Raw genomic sequence first — 18,080 nt, 5'->3', positions numbered from 1 at the left:
TCGAAAGGTGGACAGTCTCAGGACACCGGCCGCCGCCGTCGCGTGACACGGAGTGACTCAGATCACACAGGGTTACGAGGTAGCCGCCTTCGTGATGTCTGCCGTCACCCCGTCGCCGAGGTCGATGGCACCGGGCCCACTCTCGGCATCGGCCACGTCGAACGCCACCGCCAGCACCTCGCCCGCGATCAGCTCGGCATGTGTGCCGGCCCAGGCCAGACGCCCCGCCGGCACGACGAGGCGGACGGTGATGCGATCGGACACGTCCAGGCCCAGGGTGCGGCGCGCATCCTGGAGTTCCCGGACACGATCCTTGGCCCAGCCCTCGGCCTCGAGTTCCGGCGTCACCGTCGTGTCCAGCACTACCAGCCCCCGCCCACCGGGCATCTCCGCGGTCGAATCGGGCTCGACCGCGACCAGCCGGCGGGTGTACTCGCCGTCGTGCAGCTCGATCCCGTCGGCGACGACAACCTCGGCGCCGTCCGCGCCGTTCTGAACCGTCCAGTTGCCGGCCTTGACCGCCTTGATCGCGCGCTGGACGTCCTTACCCAGGCGCGGTCCGGCTGCGCGGGCGTTGACCACGATCTCGTGCCGACCATAGGCGTCCGCATCGGTGGCCAGAGTCACCGACTTCACGTTCATCTCGTCGGCGATCAGGCCCTTGAAGGGCGCCAGCTGCTCGGCGGTGGGCGACGCGACGGTCAGCCCCGGCAGCGGCAGACGGACCCGGAGCTTGTTCGCCTTGCGCACACTCGACGCCACCGAACAGACCTCCTGCACCTCGTCCATCGCTGCGACGAGATCAGGGTCCGACGGCAGGTCGCCGGCCGACGGCCAGTCCGTCAGGTGCACCGAGCGACCGCCGGTCAGACCGCGCCAGATCGCCTCGGTCGCCAGCGGCAGCAGAGGTGCGGCGAGTCGGCTCGCCGCCTCCAGCACCGTGTACAGCGTGTCGAACGCATCGGGGTCCTCGTCCTGCCCGCCCCAGAACCGCGCACGCGAGCGACGCACGTACCAATTCGTCAATGACTCGACGAACTCGCGGAACGCATCGCATGCTCCCGACACGTCGTAGGTGTCGAGCGCCTCGGTCATGGTGTCGCGGGTGACCGCGAGCTTGGCCAAGATGTACCGGTCGAGCACGTTCGTGGAATCGGTGCGCCATGCGGCCGGCCGTTCGGCGTAGAGCTGCAGGAAGCTGTAGGCGTTCCAGAGCGGTAACAGCGCCTGACGCACGCCCTCCCGGATGCCGCGCTCGGTGACGACCAGATTGCCGCCACGCAGGATCGGGCTGGCCATCAGGAACCAGCGCATCGCATCGGAGCCGTCACGGTCGAAGACCTCGTTGACGTCCGGGTAGTTGCGCTTGGACTTCGACATCTTCTGTCCGTCGTCCCCGAGCACGATGCCGTGTGCGGCGACGGATTTGAATGCCGGACGATCGAACAGAGCCGTCGCCAGGACGTGCAGGTTGTAGAACCAGCCGCGGGTCTGCCCGTTGTACTCGACGATGAAGTCACCCGGATTGTGTGGCAACACACCCTGATCTGGATCTCCGTCGAACCACTCGGAGTTCTCGAACGGGTAGTGCACCTGGGCGAACGGCATCGAGCCGGACTCGAACCAGCAGTCGAACACCTCCGGGACGCGACGCATGGTCGACTTCCCGGACGGATCATCGGGATTCGGCCGGGTCAACTCGTCGACGTACGGACGATGGAGGTTGTCCGGCCGCGCACCGAAATCGCGCTCTAGGTCGTCGAGAGAGCCGTAGACGTCGATCCGCGGATGATCCGGATCGTCGGAGATCCACACCGGGATCGGCGCACCCCAGAAGCGATTGCGGCTGATGTTCCAGTCCCGCGCACCCTCGAGCCACTTGCCGAACTGACCGTCGCGGATGTGCTCCGGCGCCCAGGTGATCTGCTTGTTCAGCTCGAGCATCCGGTCCTTGATCGGGGTGACCGCGACGAACCACGACGGAACCGCCATGTAGATCAACGGCTTCCCCGACCGCCATGAGTGCGGGTACGAGTGCTCGATGGTGTCGTGACGCAGGATCTTTCCGACGGATTTCAGGTCCTTGATGATCGCCGGGTTGGCGTCGAACACCATCAGACCCTCGTATGGCGGCACCATGGCCGTGAACCGGCCACCCGGATCCAGCGGCTGCACGACCTCGATGCCGTTCGCCGTGGACAGGTCCATGTCCTCCTCGCCGAAGGCCGGCGCGAGATGCACGACACCCGTGCCGCTGTCGGTGGTGACATAGTCGCCGAGCAGCACCCGGTGTGCGTTCGGATGGCCGACGAAGAAGTCGAACGGCGGCGTGTACGACAGACCGGCCAGCTCGGCACCGCCGTAGCTGCCGACGATCTCCGGCTCAGGGATCTCCTTGGCGTAGCTACCCAGCAGCGCCTTCGCCAGCAGGTACTCCTGGCCGTCCGCGGACCTCACGTGCACGTATTCGACGTCGGGGTTGACCGCGATGGCGAGGTTCGACGGCAACGTCCACGGGGTGGTCGTCCAGATCAGCGCGTTCACACCGTCGAGTGCGGTCAGCGGCCCGTCGGTGACCACCAGTGGCATCCGCACTGTGACCGCCGGGTCCTGGCGCATGCGGTAGGCGTCGTCGAGCTTGGATTCCTGGTTGCTCAACGGTGTCTGCTCGTACCAGCTGTATGGCAGGACACGGTAACCCTGGTAGATCAGACCTTTGTCGTAGAGCCGCTTGAACGCCCACATCACCGACTCCATGAAGTCGAGATCCAGCGTCTTGTAGTCGTTGTCGAAGTCGACCCAGCGGGCCTGCCGGGTCACGTAATCGCGCCACTCGCCGGTGTAGCGCAGTACGGAGTCGCGACAGTAGTCGTTGAACCTCTCCATGCCCATCGTCTCGATCTCCGACTTGTCGGTGATCCCGAGCTGGCGTTCGGCCTCGAGTTCGGCCGGCAGACCGTGGGTGTCCCAGCCGAAGCGGCGCTCGACCTTCTTGCCGCGCATGGTCTGGTACCGCGGTACCAGATCCTTGACGTACCCGGTCAGCAGATGACCGTAATGCGGGAGTCCGTTGGCGAACGGCGGCCCGTCATAGAAGACGAACTCCTCGGCGTCGGCACGATTGGCGATCGACGCCGCGAATGTCTGGTCGGCCTCCCAGTACGCGAGGACGCGCTCCTCGACGTCCGGGAAGGACGGTGTGCTGCGTGCGGTGTCGGTAGCGCTCCCGGCGTCGGTAGCACTCGACCCGCTCGCTGCGCTCCCGGCGTCGGCAGCACTCGACCCGCTCGCTGCGCTCCCGGCGTCGGTAGCACTCGACCCGCTCGCTGCGCTCCCGGCGTCGGTCGTCATGTCGGCGACCGGATAGACACGCGCTCCGGCGGGACGGTCGGATTGTGGTGCGGCGTCGGTCGGGTCGTTGCTGTGGACCGTGTCGGTCATCGGTCGGTCTCCTCGTGCCTGGCATGCGTATGACTGCTCTTGGCACGGGGACGCATATCAGGTCGTCGACGACCACCCGATCCGCGCGGTACCACCCCGCTTGCGCCACCGGTCCTGATCGAAGCCGGTTCGGCGCCTCTCTCCGGTCCGCGGTCACACCGCGCACCCACGGCTGTGTCGGGCCGCTCCCGCCCGGGTCTACCAAGTGCGCCGTGACGGCGCCCTGTTCTTCCGGGTGCTCCCCGGTGATTGCCGGATCAACGCAGCATCGAGTGTAGCCGCGGAACCGGCGTGCAGACCAATCGTTTGTCGAGGGGCCGTCGGTGACCCGCGGTCATTCCGGCGGGGGCCGCCAGTTCGGGTCCAGCGGATCGAATTTCTGTGTGCGGGACTCACGCGGGTGCGACCGATCCTCGTCCCCGGTCTCCCACCCCTCCGAAGGCTGGTGCCCCGGCGGGCGCTGTTGCGGTCCACTCGGCGCCGACGGGCGGCGCTGCTGAGGAGGAAACGACTCGGTGGCCGGATCGTCGGGGGCCGCGTGGGTTCCCGGCGCCCCGCGCCCGGGCGGCGGGAACTGCCTCTCATACGATCCCGGTCCGCGCGGAGGCGGCGAAGGGGTCTGATCCGCGGGACGCGGCGCAGTCACGCCGGCGTCACCGCCGTAGCCACCGACCGAACGCAGATAGTCGTCGTAGGTGCCCTCGCGGCCGGCCCGAGGCACGGACTCACCCTGGTGCGGCTCCGGCGGTCGCGGTGCGGACCGTGTGCCGCCGGCATCGGCTGTCGGTGTATCGGATGCGCGCTGGGGCGCGTCGCTCGCGACTCCGGATCGGGGCTCGGTCGGCGCCGACCTCGTCCGCGTATCCGAGGCCCCCTCATGACGTCCGCCGGCATCCTCATTCGCCACGGACAACGAACCATCATCGGCCGCAACGAAATCGCTGATGGACGGCTCCTCGTTGCGACGACCCGACCCGACGATGTCGGCGATCAGCAATCCGAGGCCTACCAAACACACGATGATGCACGCGATGGCGAGCCACACGGTACCGGTGATCAGGCCGAGCACCAGTAGCACAAACCCGACCAGCGTTGCCGCCAGGGCCAGCGTCAGCACGAACTACTCCCTGCTACTCGCCGACTAACTCGGTGAGTAACTGGTGAAACCGCCGTTACCCGGATCCGAAGAGAAGGAATCGGCACGTCCACCCTCGACGGGTGCCGCACTTCCTCGCTGCTGCAACTCCTCGAGCTGGGACTCCAGGTAGGTCTTGAGACGGGTCCGGTACTCGCGCTCGTACACCTTCAGCTGTTCGATCCGGCCCTCGAGCACGGTCCGCTGCTGGTTGATGGTGCCCATGATCTCGCTGTGCTTGCGCTCTGCATCGCTCTGCAGGGCGTCGGCACGCTCCTGTGCCTGGCGTACCTGCGCCTCCGAACGCGTCTGCGCGTCGGCGAGGATGGCCTCCGACCGCTGTCGCGCATCGGTGAGCAGCCCGTCCGCCTTGGCCTGCGCTTCCGACACCATCGTGTCGGCACGCGTTCGCGCATCCGTGACCAGCGAATCGGCCTCCTGCCGCGAGGTCGAGGTCAGGCGGTCCGCGGTGTCCTGGGCGAGCGCGAGCACGCGGGCGGCACGGACGTTCGCGTCGTCCCCGCCGAACTCTTGCTTGGGTGCAGCGCTCTGCTGTGGTGCCTGCTGTTCCGGCGCGGCGGCGAAGACCTGCGTGCGCTCCTCTGCGGCCGGTGCGGACGACGCGGCGGCCGCGGCCGCTCCGGCGGCGGGCGCCGACGAACGTGCATCAGCCAGATCGCCTTCGAGCTCCTCGACCCTCTGTTTCAGGTCGCCGTTCTCCTCGATGAGACGGGCCAGTTCGGCCTCGACAAAGTCGAGGAACTGATCGACTTCATCCTCGTTGTAGCCGCGTTTACCGATAGGCGGTTTGCTGAACGCGACGTTGTGCACATCAGCTGGAGTCAGCCGCATGTCGGTTCCCCTCATTTGTCGGTCGAGATCATCTTTGTCAGTCGAGATGTGGGTCGGGATCAAGCTCTGTTCAGTTGGCAGCACACCCAGTCTGCACAGTCTTTGCTACAGGCTGTCACTGTTTATTCATACCAGTCCAATTGGTAACTGGCGTCAAATCCTGTCACACGAGAACCGTTCGTAGCAGGAGATCGATGCGCTCTTGCAATGAAACGGTCACTCGATGATGACATCCAACCGTAAACCACCGAAGGTGTGCAGTCATCGACCAGGTTCGGCCCGTCGGCGACGGCCCGGAGTCGATCACAACAAACCCCCCAGCTCACGCCAATCCTGCCAGGGCGGCCGCCGAGCTCCGGCTGAGTGAACTGACGATCTGCATGGCGATCAACACCACGATCATCACGATCATGAGCGAGAGGTCGAGGCGCACCGGCCCCAGCGGGATCGGCGGGAGGATCCTCCGCAATGCCCGGATCGGGGGATCCGTCGTGGTGAACACGATCTCGATGATCACCACCGCGAACCCCGTGGGCCGCCATTCACGTGCGAAGGTCCGCACCAGTTCGACGACAAGTCGCGCGAGGAGGAGCAGCCAGTAGATGAACAGCAGGTAATAGAGAACCTGGAACAGAATCGTCACCACACCAGGTTGCCTGATATGTCCCACCGGTGCTGAATCGGCCCGCTCCCTACGCTCCCGGCGCCGGTGCTGAATCGGCCCGCTCCCTACGCTCCCGGCGCCGGTGCTGAATCGGCCCGCTCGCCACGCTCCCGGCGCCGGCGCCGAATCAGCCCGCTCGCCACGCTCCCGGCGCCGGCGCCGAATCGGCCCGCTCGCTACGCTCCCGGCGCCGGACACGACAACGGCCCTCCCACATCGCCATGATGCAGAGAGGGCCGCTGCCCGAACGTGTGCTCAGCTGTGGTTGTAGAACCCGGTCTCGGCGATCTTGCGCCGATCCTCGGGCGAGACGTCGACGTCGGCAGGCGACAGGAGGAAGACTTTCGTCGCCACCTTGTCGAAGGAGCCGCGCAGGGCGAACGCCAGACCCGCGGCGAAATCGACGAGTCGCTTCGCGTCGTCGTTGCTCATGTCGACGAGATCCATGATGACCGGGTTCCCGTCGCGGAAACGCTCACCGATCGTGCGGGCCTCCCCGTAGTCCGACGGGCGGAGGGTGGTGATCTTCTGCAGCGGACCATCGGCGAAGACGCGCTCGAGTTCACGCTCGTCGGTGTTCATCGGTGCGCGCGGCACACCGGCCGCCCGCATGCCCGATCGCTGCAATGGTTCGAGCCGCTGCGGACGCATCCGCTCGACCTGCTCGCCGGCGTGCCGACCACCGGCGTAGGCATATTCCGGGACGGGCTCGTATCCGCCGCCGTCGTAGGAATTCATCTCGTACCCGTTCCCCCCGAAGCCCTGCTGATCGAATTCCGCCGGAAAGCGGCGATCGTCGACGTACGCGAAGTCGACGTCGCGCGGACCCTCGCGGAAGCCGGGTTCGCGATAAGCGGACTCACCGTAGTAGTCGTCGCGATAGGCGCGTCCGCCGCGCACCGGACCACCCGGTTCCTCCAGGTAGTCGTCCTCGTATTCACCTGGAGGCACCATGCCGAAATATGCTTTGAACTTCTGCATCGTGGTCATAGCTGGCCTCTCTGTCGTCCAACGCTGCCGGGGGAAGCAGTGGGTGGTGCAGTTGTCGATCTGTGTGCTCGTTGGTTCTCATGTGACCAATGTGATTACTGAGAGACTAACGGTCGAGGTCCCATGATCGCGGTACCGACACGCACGCATGTCGAACCGTGCGCCACCGCGGATTCCAGGTCACCCGACATCCCGGCGGACAGTGCGCGGGCCTCCGGATGATCGGCGAGGAAGCCCTCGCGGATCTCGGCAGCCCGTGACATCCAATGGTCGACCGAACCCTCGAGCGGCGCGATCACCATGAGGCCGGCCAGAAATAGTCCGGGCGCGGTCCGGACACGCTCGGCCAGCTCCGGCAGATCGTCGACCAGTGCGCCACCCCGATGCGGATCCCCGTCGAGGCTCACCTGCAACAGAATGCCCAGCCGCTCGGACCGCTCGCCCGCATCCACCGCCGCCTGCGCCCCCCGAGAGAGGGCGTCGACCACCTTGTCCCGATCCACAGAATGCACCGAACGGGCCCACGCGGCAACAGTTTTCGCTTTCTTGGACTGGACAGAACCGATCATGTCGAAGACCGCGGCCGGATCACCGGGCCGACCATCCGTCGGGTCGTCCGCAGCGAGCTCGGCCAGCTTGCGGCTCGCCTCCGGTTCCCGCGACTCACCGAAGCACCGCACGCCGAGGCCGAGCAGCCGCCGCACGTCGTCGGCCGGGAAGTACTTGGTCACCACCATCAACTCGACGTCGCCGCGTTTCCGGCCGGCCGCGGCGACCGCAGCATCGAGACGCTCGCGCGCAGCCGAATATCGTTCGGCCAGTTCGCGTGTCCGCGCGTCAATCACCTCGTCAGCCATCGGCACCCTCGGCGGGCCGGGAGTCCATCCAGATCACCGAGGCGAGCCGGCCGGTCGGCGCGCCACGACGATGACTGAACAGTTCAGGGTCCGCGACAGTGCTCCGCGGATCCGCGGCCACCGCACCCACACCTGCGGCGAGGAGTTGACGGCGCAGTCCCGCGCGCAGGTCCAGACCCGTTGTGCCCTTGGCGGTCACACAGGCGCTGCCGGGGAGATGTTCTTCGACGTCGCGCTGCATGTGCGGCGGCACCTCGTAGTCGGCCCCGGCGGCTGCCGGCCCGAGCAGGACGCCGATCCGCTCCGGCCGGGCGCCGAGTTCGATCATCGCGCGCAATGTCGCCGGCACGATCCCGATGCGTGCACCAACTCGTCCGGCGTGCACGCCTGCGATCACGCCGGCCTCGTCGTCGGAGAGCAGTACCGGCACACAGTCCGCGGACAACACAGCCAGCGCCAGGTCGGTCTCCGTGGTGACCAATGCGTCGGTCGCCGGCACCGGCTCGTCCACCGGACCGGTCACCACGGTGACATTGCGACTGTGGATCTGTTCCATCCACACGATCCGTCCTGCCGCCAGTCCGATCTGCTCGGCGAGTCGAGTCCGGTTCTCGGCAACGGCTTTCGGGTCATCGCCGACATGATCGCCCAGGTTGAACGAATCGTAAGGCGCCACCGAAGCGCCACCGGACCGGCTGGTGACCACGCGGCGAACCCGCACGGGCGAGCTCAGCGCTTCATGAACGACGGCACATCGACGTCGTCGTCGTCGAGGGTGACGTTGTTGCGCCGCGGACGCTCCTGCGCCTCGACGAACGGGTCGCCGGTGCCGGCCGGCATCTTGCCGAACAGCGGGTCGTTGTCCTGTGAGTTGGCCGCGACCGCACCCGCCTGTCCGGAACCGACGGTCGACTTGCCCGTCGCGGCGGCCGGGATCTCGGTGCGCTTACGCGGTGCGCCACTGTCGAATCCGGCCGCGATGACGGTCACGCGAACCTCGTCGCCGAGGTTGTCGTCGATCACGGTGCCGAAGATGATGTTGGCGTCCTCGTGGGCGGCCTCTTGCACCTGTGTCGCCGCGTTGTGGATCTCGAACAGACCGAGATCACTGCCGCCTGCGATCGAGATGAGCACGCCGCGAGCACCTTCCATCGATGCCTCGAGGAGTGGCGAGTTGATCGCCGCCTCGGCCGCCTTCTTCGCGCGTTCCTCGCCGCGCGAGGACCCGATGCCCATCAGGGCGCTGCCCGCGTCGCTCATCACACCCTTGACGTCGGCGAAGTCGACGTTGATCAGCCCCGGGGTGGTGATCAGATCGGTGATGCCCTGAACACCGTTGAGCAGCACCTCATCTGCGCTGCGGAACGCATCCATCAGACTGACCTGCGCGTCGCCGAGCTGTAGGAGCCGATCGTTGGGGATGACGATGAGGGTGTCGCAGGATTCCCGGAGCGCCGTGATACCCGCCTCCGCCTGCCCGCCGCGGCGCTTGCCCTCGAAGGAGAAGGGCCGCGTGACGACACCCACCGTCAGTGCGCCGAGTTTGCGGGCGATCGACGCCACGACCGGCGCACCGCCGGTTCCGGTGCCGCCGCCCTCACCGGCGGTCACGAACACCATGTCGGCGCCCTTGAGGAGTTCCTCGATCTCGTCGCGGGCATCCTCGGCCGCGCGACGCCCGACCTCCGGGTCGGCGCCGGCACCGAGCCCACGGGTCGAGTCCCGACCGACGTCGAGTTTGACGTCGGCGTCGCTCATCAACAGGGCCTGGGCATCGGTGTTGATGGCAATGAACTCAACACCTTTCAGTCCCTGTTCGATCATTCGGTTGACGGCATTGACACCGCCGCCGCCGATGCCGACGACCTTGATCACGGCCAGGTAGTTGTGCGGTGGCGTCATGTGCCCGCCTTCCTCGTTCGATCCGAAACCCTAAACCTGAACCATAGATTTAGAGTTATGTCAAGTAGATGGATGATGGGGATGACGTTAGGCACCGAATGGCGCGGTAACCAGCAAGCGTGCGGCGTGTCGCGAAGTTGGACCGCATTTTTCATGGATGTCACGTGCCGACGACCACCACGGACGTCGACACGGCGTCGCCGGCGCGGACGCCGCGTGGTCACTTGTAGGCAGGGAACTCCGGGCTCGACACGTTGTACGTGGTCGCCGGGCGCGTCAGGAGGGCGCTGAGGGTCCGGGCCTTCTCCGCCCCTTGCCCACTGTCGCCCCAGACGACGGTCTTGTTGCCCTTGAGGGTGAACTCGATGTCGACGGGCGACGAGGCCGCCACCTTGACGACCTGTCGCCCGATCGATTCCGGCAACCCGGAGACGGCAGCGAGCGCGGCGGTCGTCGTCGGGTCGCCGGGGCCCGGATTGGGTGTCGAGAACTCCGGCAACCGGTTCATCTCTGGCGGTACACCGGTTGTGGTGTCGAAGGTCAGATATCCGACGCCGGAACGATCGAGAACATGGACCTTCTGCCCGTCGGTCACCTTCACCACCGGTTGCCGCTCGACGACGGTGATGGTCAGCGACGACGGATAGCTCCGCTGTACCCGCACCGATTCGACCGAGGGGATCGCCGCGATCCGCTGCGCGACCGCGTGCGTGTCCACCTGCAACAGCGGTGTCCCGTCGGCCACCTGGGCCGCGCCGACGATCTGGTCGGTCGGGACCGCCCGATTGTCGTGGACGTCGGTGGACCGGACCGACATCAGTGGGGTGAAGTACGCGATCAGACCGAGACCGACCACCACCACGATCACCAGGACCGTGCCCAGCAGGAGCCGGGAGCGACGCGAGGTCCCCCGCACCCGCGGACTCACGGTTGCGACCCCGGGGTTCCGGCACCGTCCGTGTCTGCACCGTTCGCTCCGGCACCGTTCGCTCCGGCACCGTCCGCGACTGCGGTGACAGCGTGGTGGGCACCGCGGTCCCGCAACGCCTCGAGAATCTCCGGTCCCTGCATGGTGATGTCACCGGCGCCGAGTGTCAGCACCAGGTCGCCGGGGCATGCCACCGATGCAACTGTCCGCGCGAGCGCGGACAGATCGGGCTGGAAGATGACCGGTCGGGTCACCCGATCGGCGATGCTGGCACCGCTGATCCCCGGGATCGGCTCTTCGCGTGCGCCGTAGACATCGGCCACGACGACCTGGTCGGCGAGATCGAGCGCCGCGGCGAAATCGACCGCGAAATCACGGGTACGCGAGAACAGATGCGGCTGGAACACCGCGATGACCCGACCCGTCCCCCGTACGTCGGTGTCGGCCGCAACGCTCTCGACCGCGAGCCGTGCGGCGGTCAACACCGCCCGGACCTCGGTCGGGTGGTGCGCGTAGTCGTCGAAGACGTCCACATCGCCTGTTCGGCCGCGGAATTCGAAACGGCGGTGAACGCCACCGAAAGCCTCGACACCGTCGATGACACCCGCCAGCGCGCCACCGGCGCGCACACAGGCGACGACAGCTCCGATCGCGTTGAGCGCCATGTGTTCGCCGGGGACGGTCAACAGCATGGTGCGCTCGACGGACGGATCGGCGATCGGCGCGTCGAACCGCACCTGCGCCACCCCACCGGAGCCCCGCGCCGACCAGGAGAGCAGCGTCGCGACCTGCTTCGCGGCAGGTGCGAGGTCCGCATGCCGACCCGCGCCGTAGCCGAACACCGACACTCCCCGTTCCGTCAGTCGCTGTGCGCATCGACCGGCCAGAGCCGCCGAGCCCTCGTCGTCGAGACACACGATGAGCGATCCGCCGGGGGCGATGCGATCGGCGAACTCGTCGAACACGTCGACGTACGCCTCGCGGGTCCCGAAGTGATCGAGATGGTCGACCTCGATGTTGGTGACCACCACAACGTCCGGGGTGTACTCGAGCAGGGACCCATCACTCTCATCGGCCTCGGCGACGAAGATGCCGCCACTGCCGTGATGGGCATTGGTGCCGGATTCGTTGAGCTCGCCACCCACCGCGAACGACGGGTCGACACCACAATGCTGCAGCGCGACAACGGCGATCGAGGTGGTGGAGGTCTTGCCATGGGTTCCGGCCACGAGCAGGGTGCGGTATCCCGCCATCAGATCCGCCAGGATCCGGGGCCGCAGCAGGACCGGGATGCCCCGCGACCGAGCCGCGACGAGTTCGGGATTGGTCTTGGGGATCGCCGCATGCGTGGTCACGACCACCGACGGACCGCCCGGCAGCTGATCGAGAGCGGACGGATCATGACCGACCTGGATGCGGGCTCCGCGGGTGCGCAGCGCGAGGATGCCCCGGCTGTTCTTCGCGTCGGAACCGGACACCTGACCGCCGCGGGCGAGCAGGATCCGGGCGAGCCCGCTCATCCCCGCGCCGCCGATACCCACCATGTGCACCCGGCGAAGGCGTTCGGGGAGTTCACCGATGGGACCATTCACGGAATCGCCGTTCATCGTCCCACCGCCCCGGTGCCACGGCCCTGACCACGCATACCGTCATCGTGGCCTACGCCACGCACGTCAATTGTCATTGCTCGGATCCCGATCCCGGTGAGCGAAACGCGGAACGGAGCCGCCGTCGTCGGCCGCCCCCACGGTGGGCCGCCGCCAGGTCCAGCGCCGCCGACGCGACCGCGTCCGCGGCGTCACGATGACCTGAGCCGGTCGCGGCCACCGACATCCCGGCCAACCGGTCCCGGTCGGCGAGCATCGCGGGGACCTCCCGGGCCACCCAGTCCGCGGTCAGCTCGGCGTCGTCGACGATGATGCCGCCGCCGGCCTCGACCACCGGGAGCGCATTGAGGCGCTGTTCGCCGTTGCCGTGCGGGAGCGGGACATAGATCGCCGGCAGACCGGTGGCCGAGATCTCGGCCACCGTCATCGCACCCGATCGGCACATGACGAGGTCGGCCGCGGCGTAGGCCAGGTCCATCCGCTTGAGGTACCCGACCCCTCGATACGGGGGCGCACCGGGAGGCGACTGCGGATCGATCGTGTGCTTCGGGCCGAACGCATGCAGCACACCGATGCCTGCGGTCCCCAGCGCACCCGCTGCGCCTGAGACGGCGTCGTTGAGTCGTTGCGCACCTTGCGATCCCCCGAACACCAGCAACGTTGGCGCGTCCTCGTCGAGGCCGAAATAGTGGCGCGCCTTGGCACGTAGTGCCGGACGGTCGAGTTCGGTGATCACGCCGCGTACCGGGATACCGACCACGTCGGCATCGAGCCCGGAACCGGACACGGCCGCCAGTACCCGGTCCGCGAACCGCGCGCCGACCTTGTTCGCGATCCCGGCGCTCGCATTGGCCTCGTGGATGACGATCGGCAGCCGATGACGTCCGCGGACCCGCATCTGCGCCGCGAAGTACGCCGGCAGGGCGACATAGCCGCCGAAACCGACCACGACGTCGGCGCCGACCGACGACAGGACCGACCGGGTCGCGGTCACCGCGTGGATGAGACGTGCAGGCGTCTTGGCCAGTTCCATCCCCGGCTTCCGGGGCAGCGGGACCGGCGGGATCAGCTCCAGGGGGTACCCGCGCTCGGGCACCAGGGTGGTCTCGAGGCCACGGGTGGTACCCAGGGCCGTCACCCGTGCGGTCGGGTCCAGACGGGTCACCGCATCCGCGACGGCGAGCGCGGGTTCGATGTGCCCGGCGGTCCCACCGCCGGCGACCACGACCGACAGCGGCCGATCCGACGACCGACCTCGCTCAGAACTCACCCGTGCCCAACTCCATTCCGCATCGTCGGCCGCCGCGTACCGGCTGCCGTGCGGTCTCGACCGTCTTCAGTGCCGTGACCAGGTGGAACGGCCCGCCGGCCGCCACTGGTGGGTCGACCCGGCCCGCCCGGCGTCGGATGCCCCACCCCCACCGCGGTTCGAACGCGGCGGGACCGGAGCGCCACGGCGGGTACCCGTTCCCGAATACCCCGTACGGTAGTCGACCCGGACAGCGGCCGTGCGTGGTGTCCGGGCGGTCGGGGCCGGGCGCCGCACGGGCTCGCGGCCCACGGCCTCGGTGGGCGTGCCGTGCCGCAGACGTGCCCAACGCGAGGGGGCCGCGGGCGCCGGGACACGAGCCCGATCCGGGCGTCGCTGATCGAGCCGATCACGCAGGGCATCGGCACGCGTCGGGCGATACGGCACCGGCGCGGGCAGACGCAGCCAGCGACCGAGACGACCCGGTTCGCCGGTACTCAGGGCGGCCACGGCCTCCGGCTCGTGCCGCGCGGCACTGGCCAGCAGTCCGAGCATGGCCAACACGGTCAGTGTCGAGGTACCGCCCGCAGACAGCAGCGGCAGCTGGATACCGGTGACCGGCAGCAGCCCGATGACGTAGCCGATGTTGATGAAGGCCTGGGCGGTGATCAGGACGGTGATGGTGCCGGTCATCAGTCGCAGGAACGGATCCACGGACCGCACGGCGATCCGGAATCCGATGAACGCCAGGATCGCGAACAGGATCACCACGAGCAGGCCACCGATCAACCCCAGTTCTTCGCCGATGATGGCGAAGATGAAGTCGTTGTGCGCGTTCGGGAGATAGTTCCACTTCGCCCGGCTCTGCCCGAGGCCGACCCCGAACACCCCGCCGTTGGCGAGCGCGTAGGTGGCCTGGCGAGCCTGATACCCGGCACCCTGAGGGTCGTCGATGCTGCCGAGGAAGCTGAGCACGCGCTGGGATCGGTAACCCTCGACCAGTGCCAGCAGCACCGCGATCGCGGTGCCGACTGCTGCGAACGTGAGGAACACCTTCACCGGCAGGCCCGCGAACCACAGCATCGCGCCGACGATGATGGCGATCGTGATGGTGGTGGACAGATTCGGCTCGAGGATGATCAGCAGGCAGACCAGCATCGCCACCGGGACGAGCGGGATCAGGAGCTCTTTCAAGGATGCGTTGTCCCGGCGCCGGGAGGCGAGCAGATGGGCGCCCCAGACGCAGAGTGCCACCTTCACCAACTCCGACGGCTGCACCGACAATCCGCCGATCACGAACCACCGCCGAGCACCCTGGCTCAGGGTGCCGATGCCGGGGATCAGCACCAACGCGAGCAGGACCGTGGTGACGACCATCAGCGGTGCCGCGGCCCGACGCAGGAGCCGCACCGGCAGCCGGAGCATGACGTAGAAGCCCACCAGACCCAGCAGGGCGAAGATCATCTGGGTGGCGAACAGCCCGTACGACGACCCGTCCTTGGAGTAGCCCTCCACCGAGGAGGCCGACAACACCATCACCAGACCGAACACGGTCAGCAGGAACGCGATCGTCAGGATCAGGTGATACGACGCGAGGGGTCGCGACAGGAGGTTGCGCACCGCCTCGACCACCGCAGCCGGCCAACTGGTGCTCGCCGACGACGAGTCCTTCTTACCGGTGGTCGGTTGGGTGCTGGTTCGTTGTTTGCCGGTCTGATTCGTGCTGGTCTCCTTCGCCGTGCGGGACGACCGCCCCGGTACCTCCGTCGAGGAGCTCATCGAGACGTTCCGCTCACGTCGGCCGCTCCCGGCAGGGACCGCGCGGCCGTCGCGAACGCGTCACCGCGTCTGCCGTACCCCGCGAACATGTCCAGGGAGGCGGCCGCCGGGGCGAGCAGCACCGCGTCGGGGCGATCGTCGGCGGTCCGGGCCAGATGCGCGGCCACCTCGACCGCCCGCTCCATCACCGCGACAGCGGCTCGGTCGGAATCGGTGTCGTCGGATCCGACCGCCGCCGAAGGCGGTTCGGTCGGGGCGCTCAGTCCGGCGGGCAGTTCTTTCCCGAGGTGTGGGGTCGCGTGCTGAACAGTCACGCGCCCATCGTCCCCTGTGAATACTGTGACTGTTGGGACTTCTGGGGCGTGTCGCGAGATCGCGTCGACGATCAGCTCACGATCGCGGCCGATCGCGACCACCCCGGCGAGTCGCTCCCGCGTGTGGCGGATCATGTCGTCGACCCGGGCACCCTTGAGCAGCCCCCCGGCAACCAGCACCACCCGCCGATGACCCGCGATCGCGGCCTCGGCAGCGTGCGGATTGGTTGCCTTCGAGTCGTCGATGTAGTCGAGATCCTCGACGCGGGCCACCACCTCGCCGCGATGGGCGGCGGGCCGGAAGTCGCGCAGCGCCTCGGCGACCGCGTCGGGTGAGATCCCGGCCGCGAGCGCGAGTGCCGCTGCCGCCAGTGCATCGGCGGTCCCCGACGGGCCGGACGGGTGAATCGCCGCGGTCTCGACGATCGGCCGCGACGACCCCGGCGGCCCGAAGGCACGGTCGACCATCCGGGAGTCGGCCACCCCGAGCTCGCCGTCCCCCGGCGCGCTCAGCGTGAAGCCGACCCGGCGACCGGCGACCGGCAGCGATGATGCCGCGCGATCATCGAGGCCGACCACCCCGACGGCACCGCGCAGTGCGACACCCTTGGCCTCGGCGTATGCATCGAACGAGCCGTGCCAGTCGAGATGGTCGTCGGCGATGTTGAGCACCACGCCCGCATCGGGGGCCACCGAGGGAGCCCAGTGCAGCTGGAACGACGACAGCTCGGCGCAGAGGATATCCACCCGCGGTGTCTGCCGCATCGCATCGAGCGCGGGCAGGCCGATGTTGCCGCAGGCCGCCGCTGAACGACCCGCGCCGATGACGATGTCCGTGAGCATCGACGTCGTCGTCGTCTTCCCGTTGGTTCCGGTGACGACCAGCCAGGTGCGGGGCCCGCCGAGCATCCCGGCGCGGTCGACGCGCCAGGCGAGTTCGACCTCGCCCCAGATCGGCAGTCCCGCCTCGACCGCGCGGACGATGAGTGGATGTGCCGGCGAGAATCCGGGCGACGCGATGACCAGGCCGGTCTCCCCTGGCCATGCGCTGTCATCGTCGAGCAGCGACGCAGTGCCGACCAGCCGCGCGCCGAGATCGGACAGGTCGTCGTCGCCGGGATCGTCCGGACCGAACCGGGCGTCGGCGACCGTGACGCGCGCTCCGGCGTCGAGCAGGTACCGGGCTGCCGACCGGCCGGCGGTTCCGGCACCGGCGACCAGCACCGTCGTCCCCGACAGTGCGGTCACGTCGAGGTCGGGCCGCCGATCAGCCACTGACGGCCAGGAACTCGCTGTAGAACAAGGACAGGCCCAGTGCGCAGGCGATGGCCGTGAGCAGCCAGAACCTGATGATCACCGTCGTCTCGGCCCAGCCACCCAGTTCAAAATGGTGGTGGAACGGGGCCATTCGGAACACTCGTCGACCCGTGGTCCGGAAGAATGCGATCTGGATCACCACCGAGATGATCTCGGCGACGAACAGCGCGCCGATCACGACCGCGAGGAGTTCGGTTCGGGTGGTGATGGACAGGCCGGCCAGCAGGCCGCCGAGCGCCAGTGACCCGGTGTCACCCATGAAGATCTTGGCCGGGGCCGCGTTCCACCACAGGAATCCGAGGCACGCACCCCCGCCGGCGACTGCGATCAGCGCGAGATCCAGGGGATCCCGGACCACGTAACATCCCGGCGTGATCTCCGCGGTCGCCTTCGGTCCGCCTGCGCAGGCATTGCGGTACTGCCAGAAGGTGACCAGGACATACGATCCCATCACCATGGCCATCGAACCCGCGGCGAGGCCGTCGAGGCCGTCGGTGAAGTTCACCGCGTTCGACCACGCCGCCACCACGAGCCAGCAGAAGACCACGAAGACGATCGACCACATCGAGATGGCGTCGATGTCGCGGACGTAGGACAGATGGGTGCTCGCAGGCGTGTACCCGGCGTCGTTGCGGAACTGCAGCACGAGCACGCCGAAGAGGATGGCGGCAGCGAACTGCCCGATCGACTTGGCGGTCTTGTTGAGCCCGAGGTTCCGGTGCTTGCGGATCTTGATGATGTCGTCGAGGAACCCGACACCTCCGAGCGCGGTGGCCAGACCCAGGACGAGCAACCCCGACGCGGTGACCCCTGTTCCGCCGGTGAACAGGCCGACGATGTGGGACCCGAGATAGCCCGCCCACAACGCGGCCAGGATCGCCACGCCACCCATCGACGGGGTACCGCGTTTGGTCTGGTGGCTCTGCGGGCCCTCGACCCGGATCTCCTGCCCGAAGCCCTGCCGGGTGAAGAGGCGGATGAGGAACGGCGTGAGAAGGATCGACACCGCGAGCGCGATGCCACCCGCGATCAGGATCTGTGTCAC

14 protein-coding genes are annotated in these 18,080 nt (G+C 67.9%); all 14 read right to left on the bottom strand.

All coding sequences use genetic code 11. The features are described from left to right. Positions 1–72: 72 nt before the first annotated feature. The 14 genes from ileS to mraY all read right to left on the bottom strand — a co-directional run bounded on the left by ileS (position 73) and on the right by mraY (position 18,080). On the bottom strand, positions 73–3,441 hold the full coding sequence (gene ileS / locus ACPXCG_RS11135; RefSeq protein ID WP_425791949.1) for an isoleucine--tRNA ligase: 3,369 nt from the start codon (positions 3,439–3,441) through the stop codon (positions 73–75). Between the two features lie 334 nt (positions 3,442–3,775). Then, the gene (locus ACPXCG_RS11130; RefSeq protein ID WP_425791947.1) at positions 3,776–4,558 is read right to left on the bottom strand and encodes a hypothetical protein; all 783 of its coding nucleotides are present in this window, start codon (positions 4,556–4,558) and stop codon (positions 3,776–3,778) included. A gap of 24 nt (positions 4,559–4,582) precedes the next feature. Then, on the bottom strand, positions 4,583–5,428 hold the full coding sequence (locus tag ACPXCG_RS11125; protein WP_425791945.1) for a DivIVA domain-containing protein: 846 nt from the start codon (positions 5,426–5,428) through the stop codon (positions 4,583–4,585). Between the two features lie 322 nt (positions 5,429–5,750). Next, the gene (locus ACPXCG_RS11120; RefSeq protein WP_164309288.1) at positions 5,751–6,071 is read right to left on the bottom strand and encodes a YggT family protein; all 321 of its coding nucleotides are present in this window, start codon (positions 6,069–6,071) and stop codon (positions 5,751–5,753) included. Positions 6,072–6,347: 276 nt separating this feature from the next. Then, on the bottom strand, positions 6,348–7,082 hold the full coding sequence (locus ACPXCG_RS11115; RefSeq protein WP_425791943.1) for a cell division protein SepF: 735 nt from the start codon (positions 7,080–7,082) through the stop codon (positions 6,348–6,350). Between the two features lie 95 nt (positions 7,083–7,177). After that, entirely contained in the window at positions 7,178–7,939 is a 762-nt protein-coding gene (locus ACPXCG_RS11110; RefSeq protein WP_425791941.1) for a YggS family pyridoxal phosphate enzyme, read from the bottom strand. Then, positions 7,932–8,660, bottom strand: coding sequence for a peptidoglycan editing factor PgeF (pgeF, locus tag ACPXCG_RS11105; RefSeq protein WP_425791939.1), 729 nt, complete (start codon positions 8,658–8,660; stop codon positions 7,932–7,934). The genes ACPXCG_RS11110 and pgeF overlap by 8 nt, the downstream gene beginning before the upstream one ends. Before the next feature lie 8 nt (positions 8,661–8,668). Next, positions 8,669–9,841, bottom strand: coding sequence for a cell division protein FtsZ (gene ftsZ / locus ACPXCG_RS11100; protein WP_425791937.1), 1,173 nt, complete (start codon positions 9,839–9,841; stop codon positions 8,669–8,671). 220 nt (positions 9,842–10,061) lie between these two features. Then, positions 10,062–10,769 (bottom strand): cell division protein FtsQ/DivIB, encoded by a 708-nt coding sequence (locus ACPXCG_RS11095; RefSeq protein WP_425791935.1) that lies wholly within the window; start codon positions 10,767–10,769, stop codon positions 10,062–10,064. After that, positions 10,766–12,376, bottom strand: coding sequence for a UDP-N-acetylmuramate--L-alanine ligase (gene murC / locus ACPXCG_RS11090; RefSeq protein ID WP_425791933.1), 1,611 nt, complete (start codon positions 12,374–12,376; stop codon positions 10,766–10,768). The genes ACPXCG_RS11095 and murC overlap by 4 nt, the downstream gene beginning before the upstream one ends. A 73-nt stretch (positions 12,377–12,449) precedes the next feature. After that, entirely contained in the window at positions 12,450–13,646 is a 1,197-nt protein-coding gene (gene murG / locus ACPXCG_RS11085; RefSeq protein WP_425791931.1) for an undecaprenyldiphospho-muramoylpentapeptide beta-N-acetylglucosaminyltransferase, read from the bottom strand. Between the two features lie 66 nt (positions 13,647–13,712). Next, on the bottom strand, positions 13,713–15,404 hold the full coding sequence (gene ftsW / locus ACPXCG_RS11080) for a putative lipid II flippase FtsW (RefSeq protein WP_425791929.1): 1,692 nt from the start codon (positions 15,402–15,404) through the stop codon (positions 13,713–13,715). Next, positions 15,401–16,993: a UDP-N-acetylmuramoyl-L-alanine--D-glutamate ligase gene (murD, locus tag ACPXCG_RS11075; protein ID WP_425791927.1), complete on the bottom strand. Its 1,593-nt coding sequence runs from the start codon at positions 16,991–16,993 to the stop codon at positions 15,401–15,403. The genes ftsW and murD overlap by 4 nt, the downstream gene beginning before the upstream one ends. After that, positions 16,986–18,080, bottom strand: coding sequence for a phospho-N-acetylmuramoyl-pentapeptide-transferase (mraY, locus tag ACPXCG_RS11070; RefSeq protein WP_425791925.1), 1,095 nt, complete (start codon positions 18,078–18,080; stop codon positions 16,986–16,988). Before mraY ends, murD begins: the two co-directional genes overlap by 8 nt.

It is taken from the genome of Gordonia sp. DT218 (genome assembly GCF_049847105.1).
Taxonomy (GTDB): Bacteria; Actinomycetota; Actinomycetes; order Mycobacteriales; family Mycobacteriaceae; genus Gordonia.
This window is presented reverse-complemented; position numbering and strand designations above follow the sequence as displayed.

Bases quoted from the DNA above. Each gene is read 5' to 3' on its own strand.
- ACPXCG_RS11110 (WP_425791941.1), bottom strand. From the start codon at position 7,939: ATGGCTGACGAGGTGATTGACGCGCGGACACGCGAACTGGCCGAACGA.
- ileS (WP_425791949.1), bottom strand. From the start codon at position 3,441: ATGACCGACACGGTCCACAGCAACGACCCGACCGACGCCGCACCACAA.
- ftsW (WP_425791929.1), bottom strand. From the start codon at position 15,404: ATGAGCTCCTCGACGGAGGTACCGGGGCGGTCGTCCCGCACGGCGAAG.
- ACPXCG_RS11115 (WP_425791943.1), bottom strand. From the start codon at position 7,082: ATGACCACGATGCAGAAGTTCAAAGCATATTTCGGCATGGTGCCTCCA.
- ACPXCG_RS11125 (WP_425791945.1), bottom strand. From the start codon at position 5,428: ATGCGGCTGACTCCAGCTGATGTGCACAACGTCGCGTTCAGCAAACCG.
- ftsZ (WP_425791937.1), bottom strand. From the start codon at position 9,841: ATGACGCCACCGCACAACTACCTGGCCGTGATCAAGGTCGTCGGCATC.
- murC (WP_425791933.1), bottom strand. From the start codon at position 12,376: ATGAACGGCGATTCCGTGAATGGTCCCATCGGTGAACTCCCCGAACGC.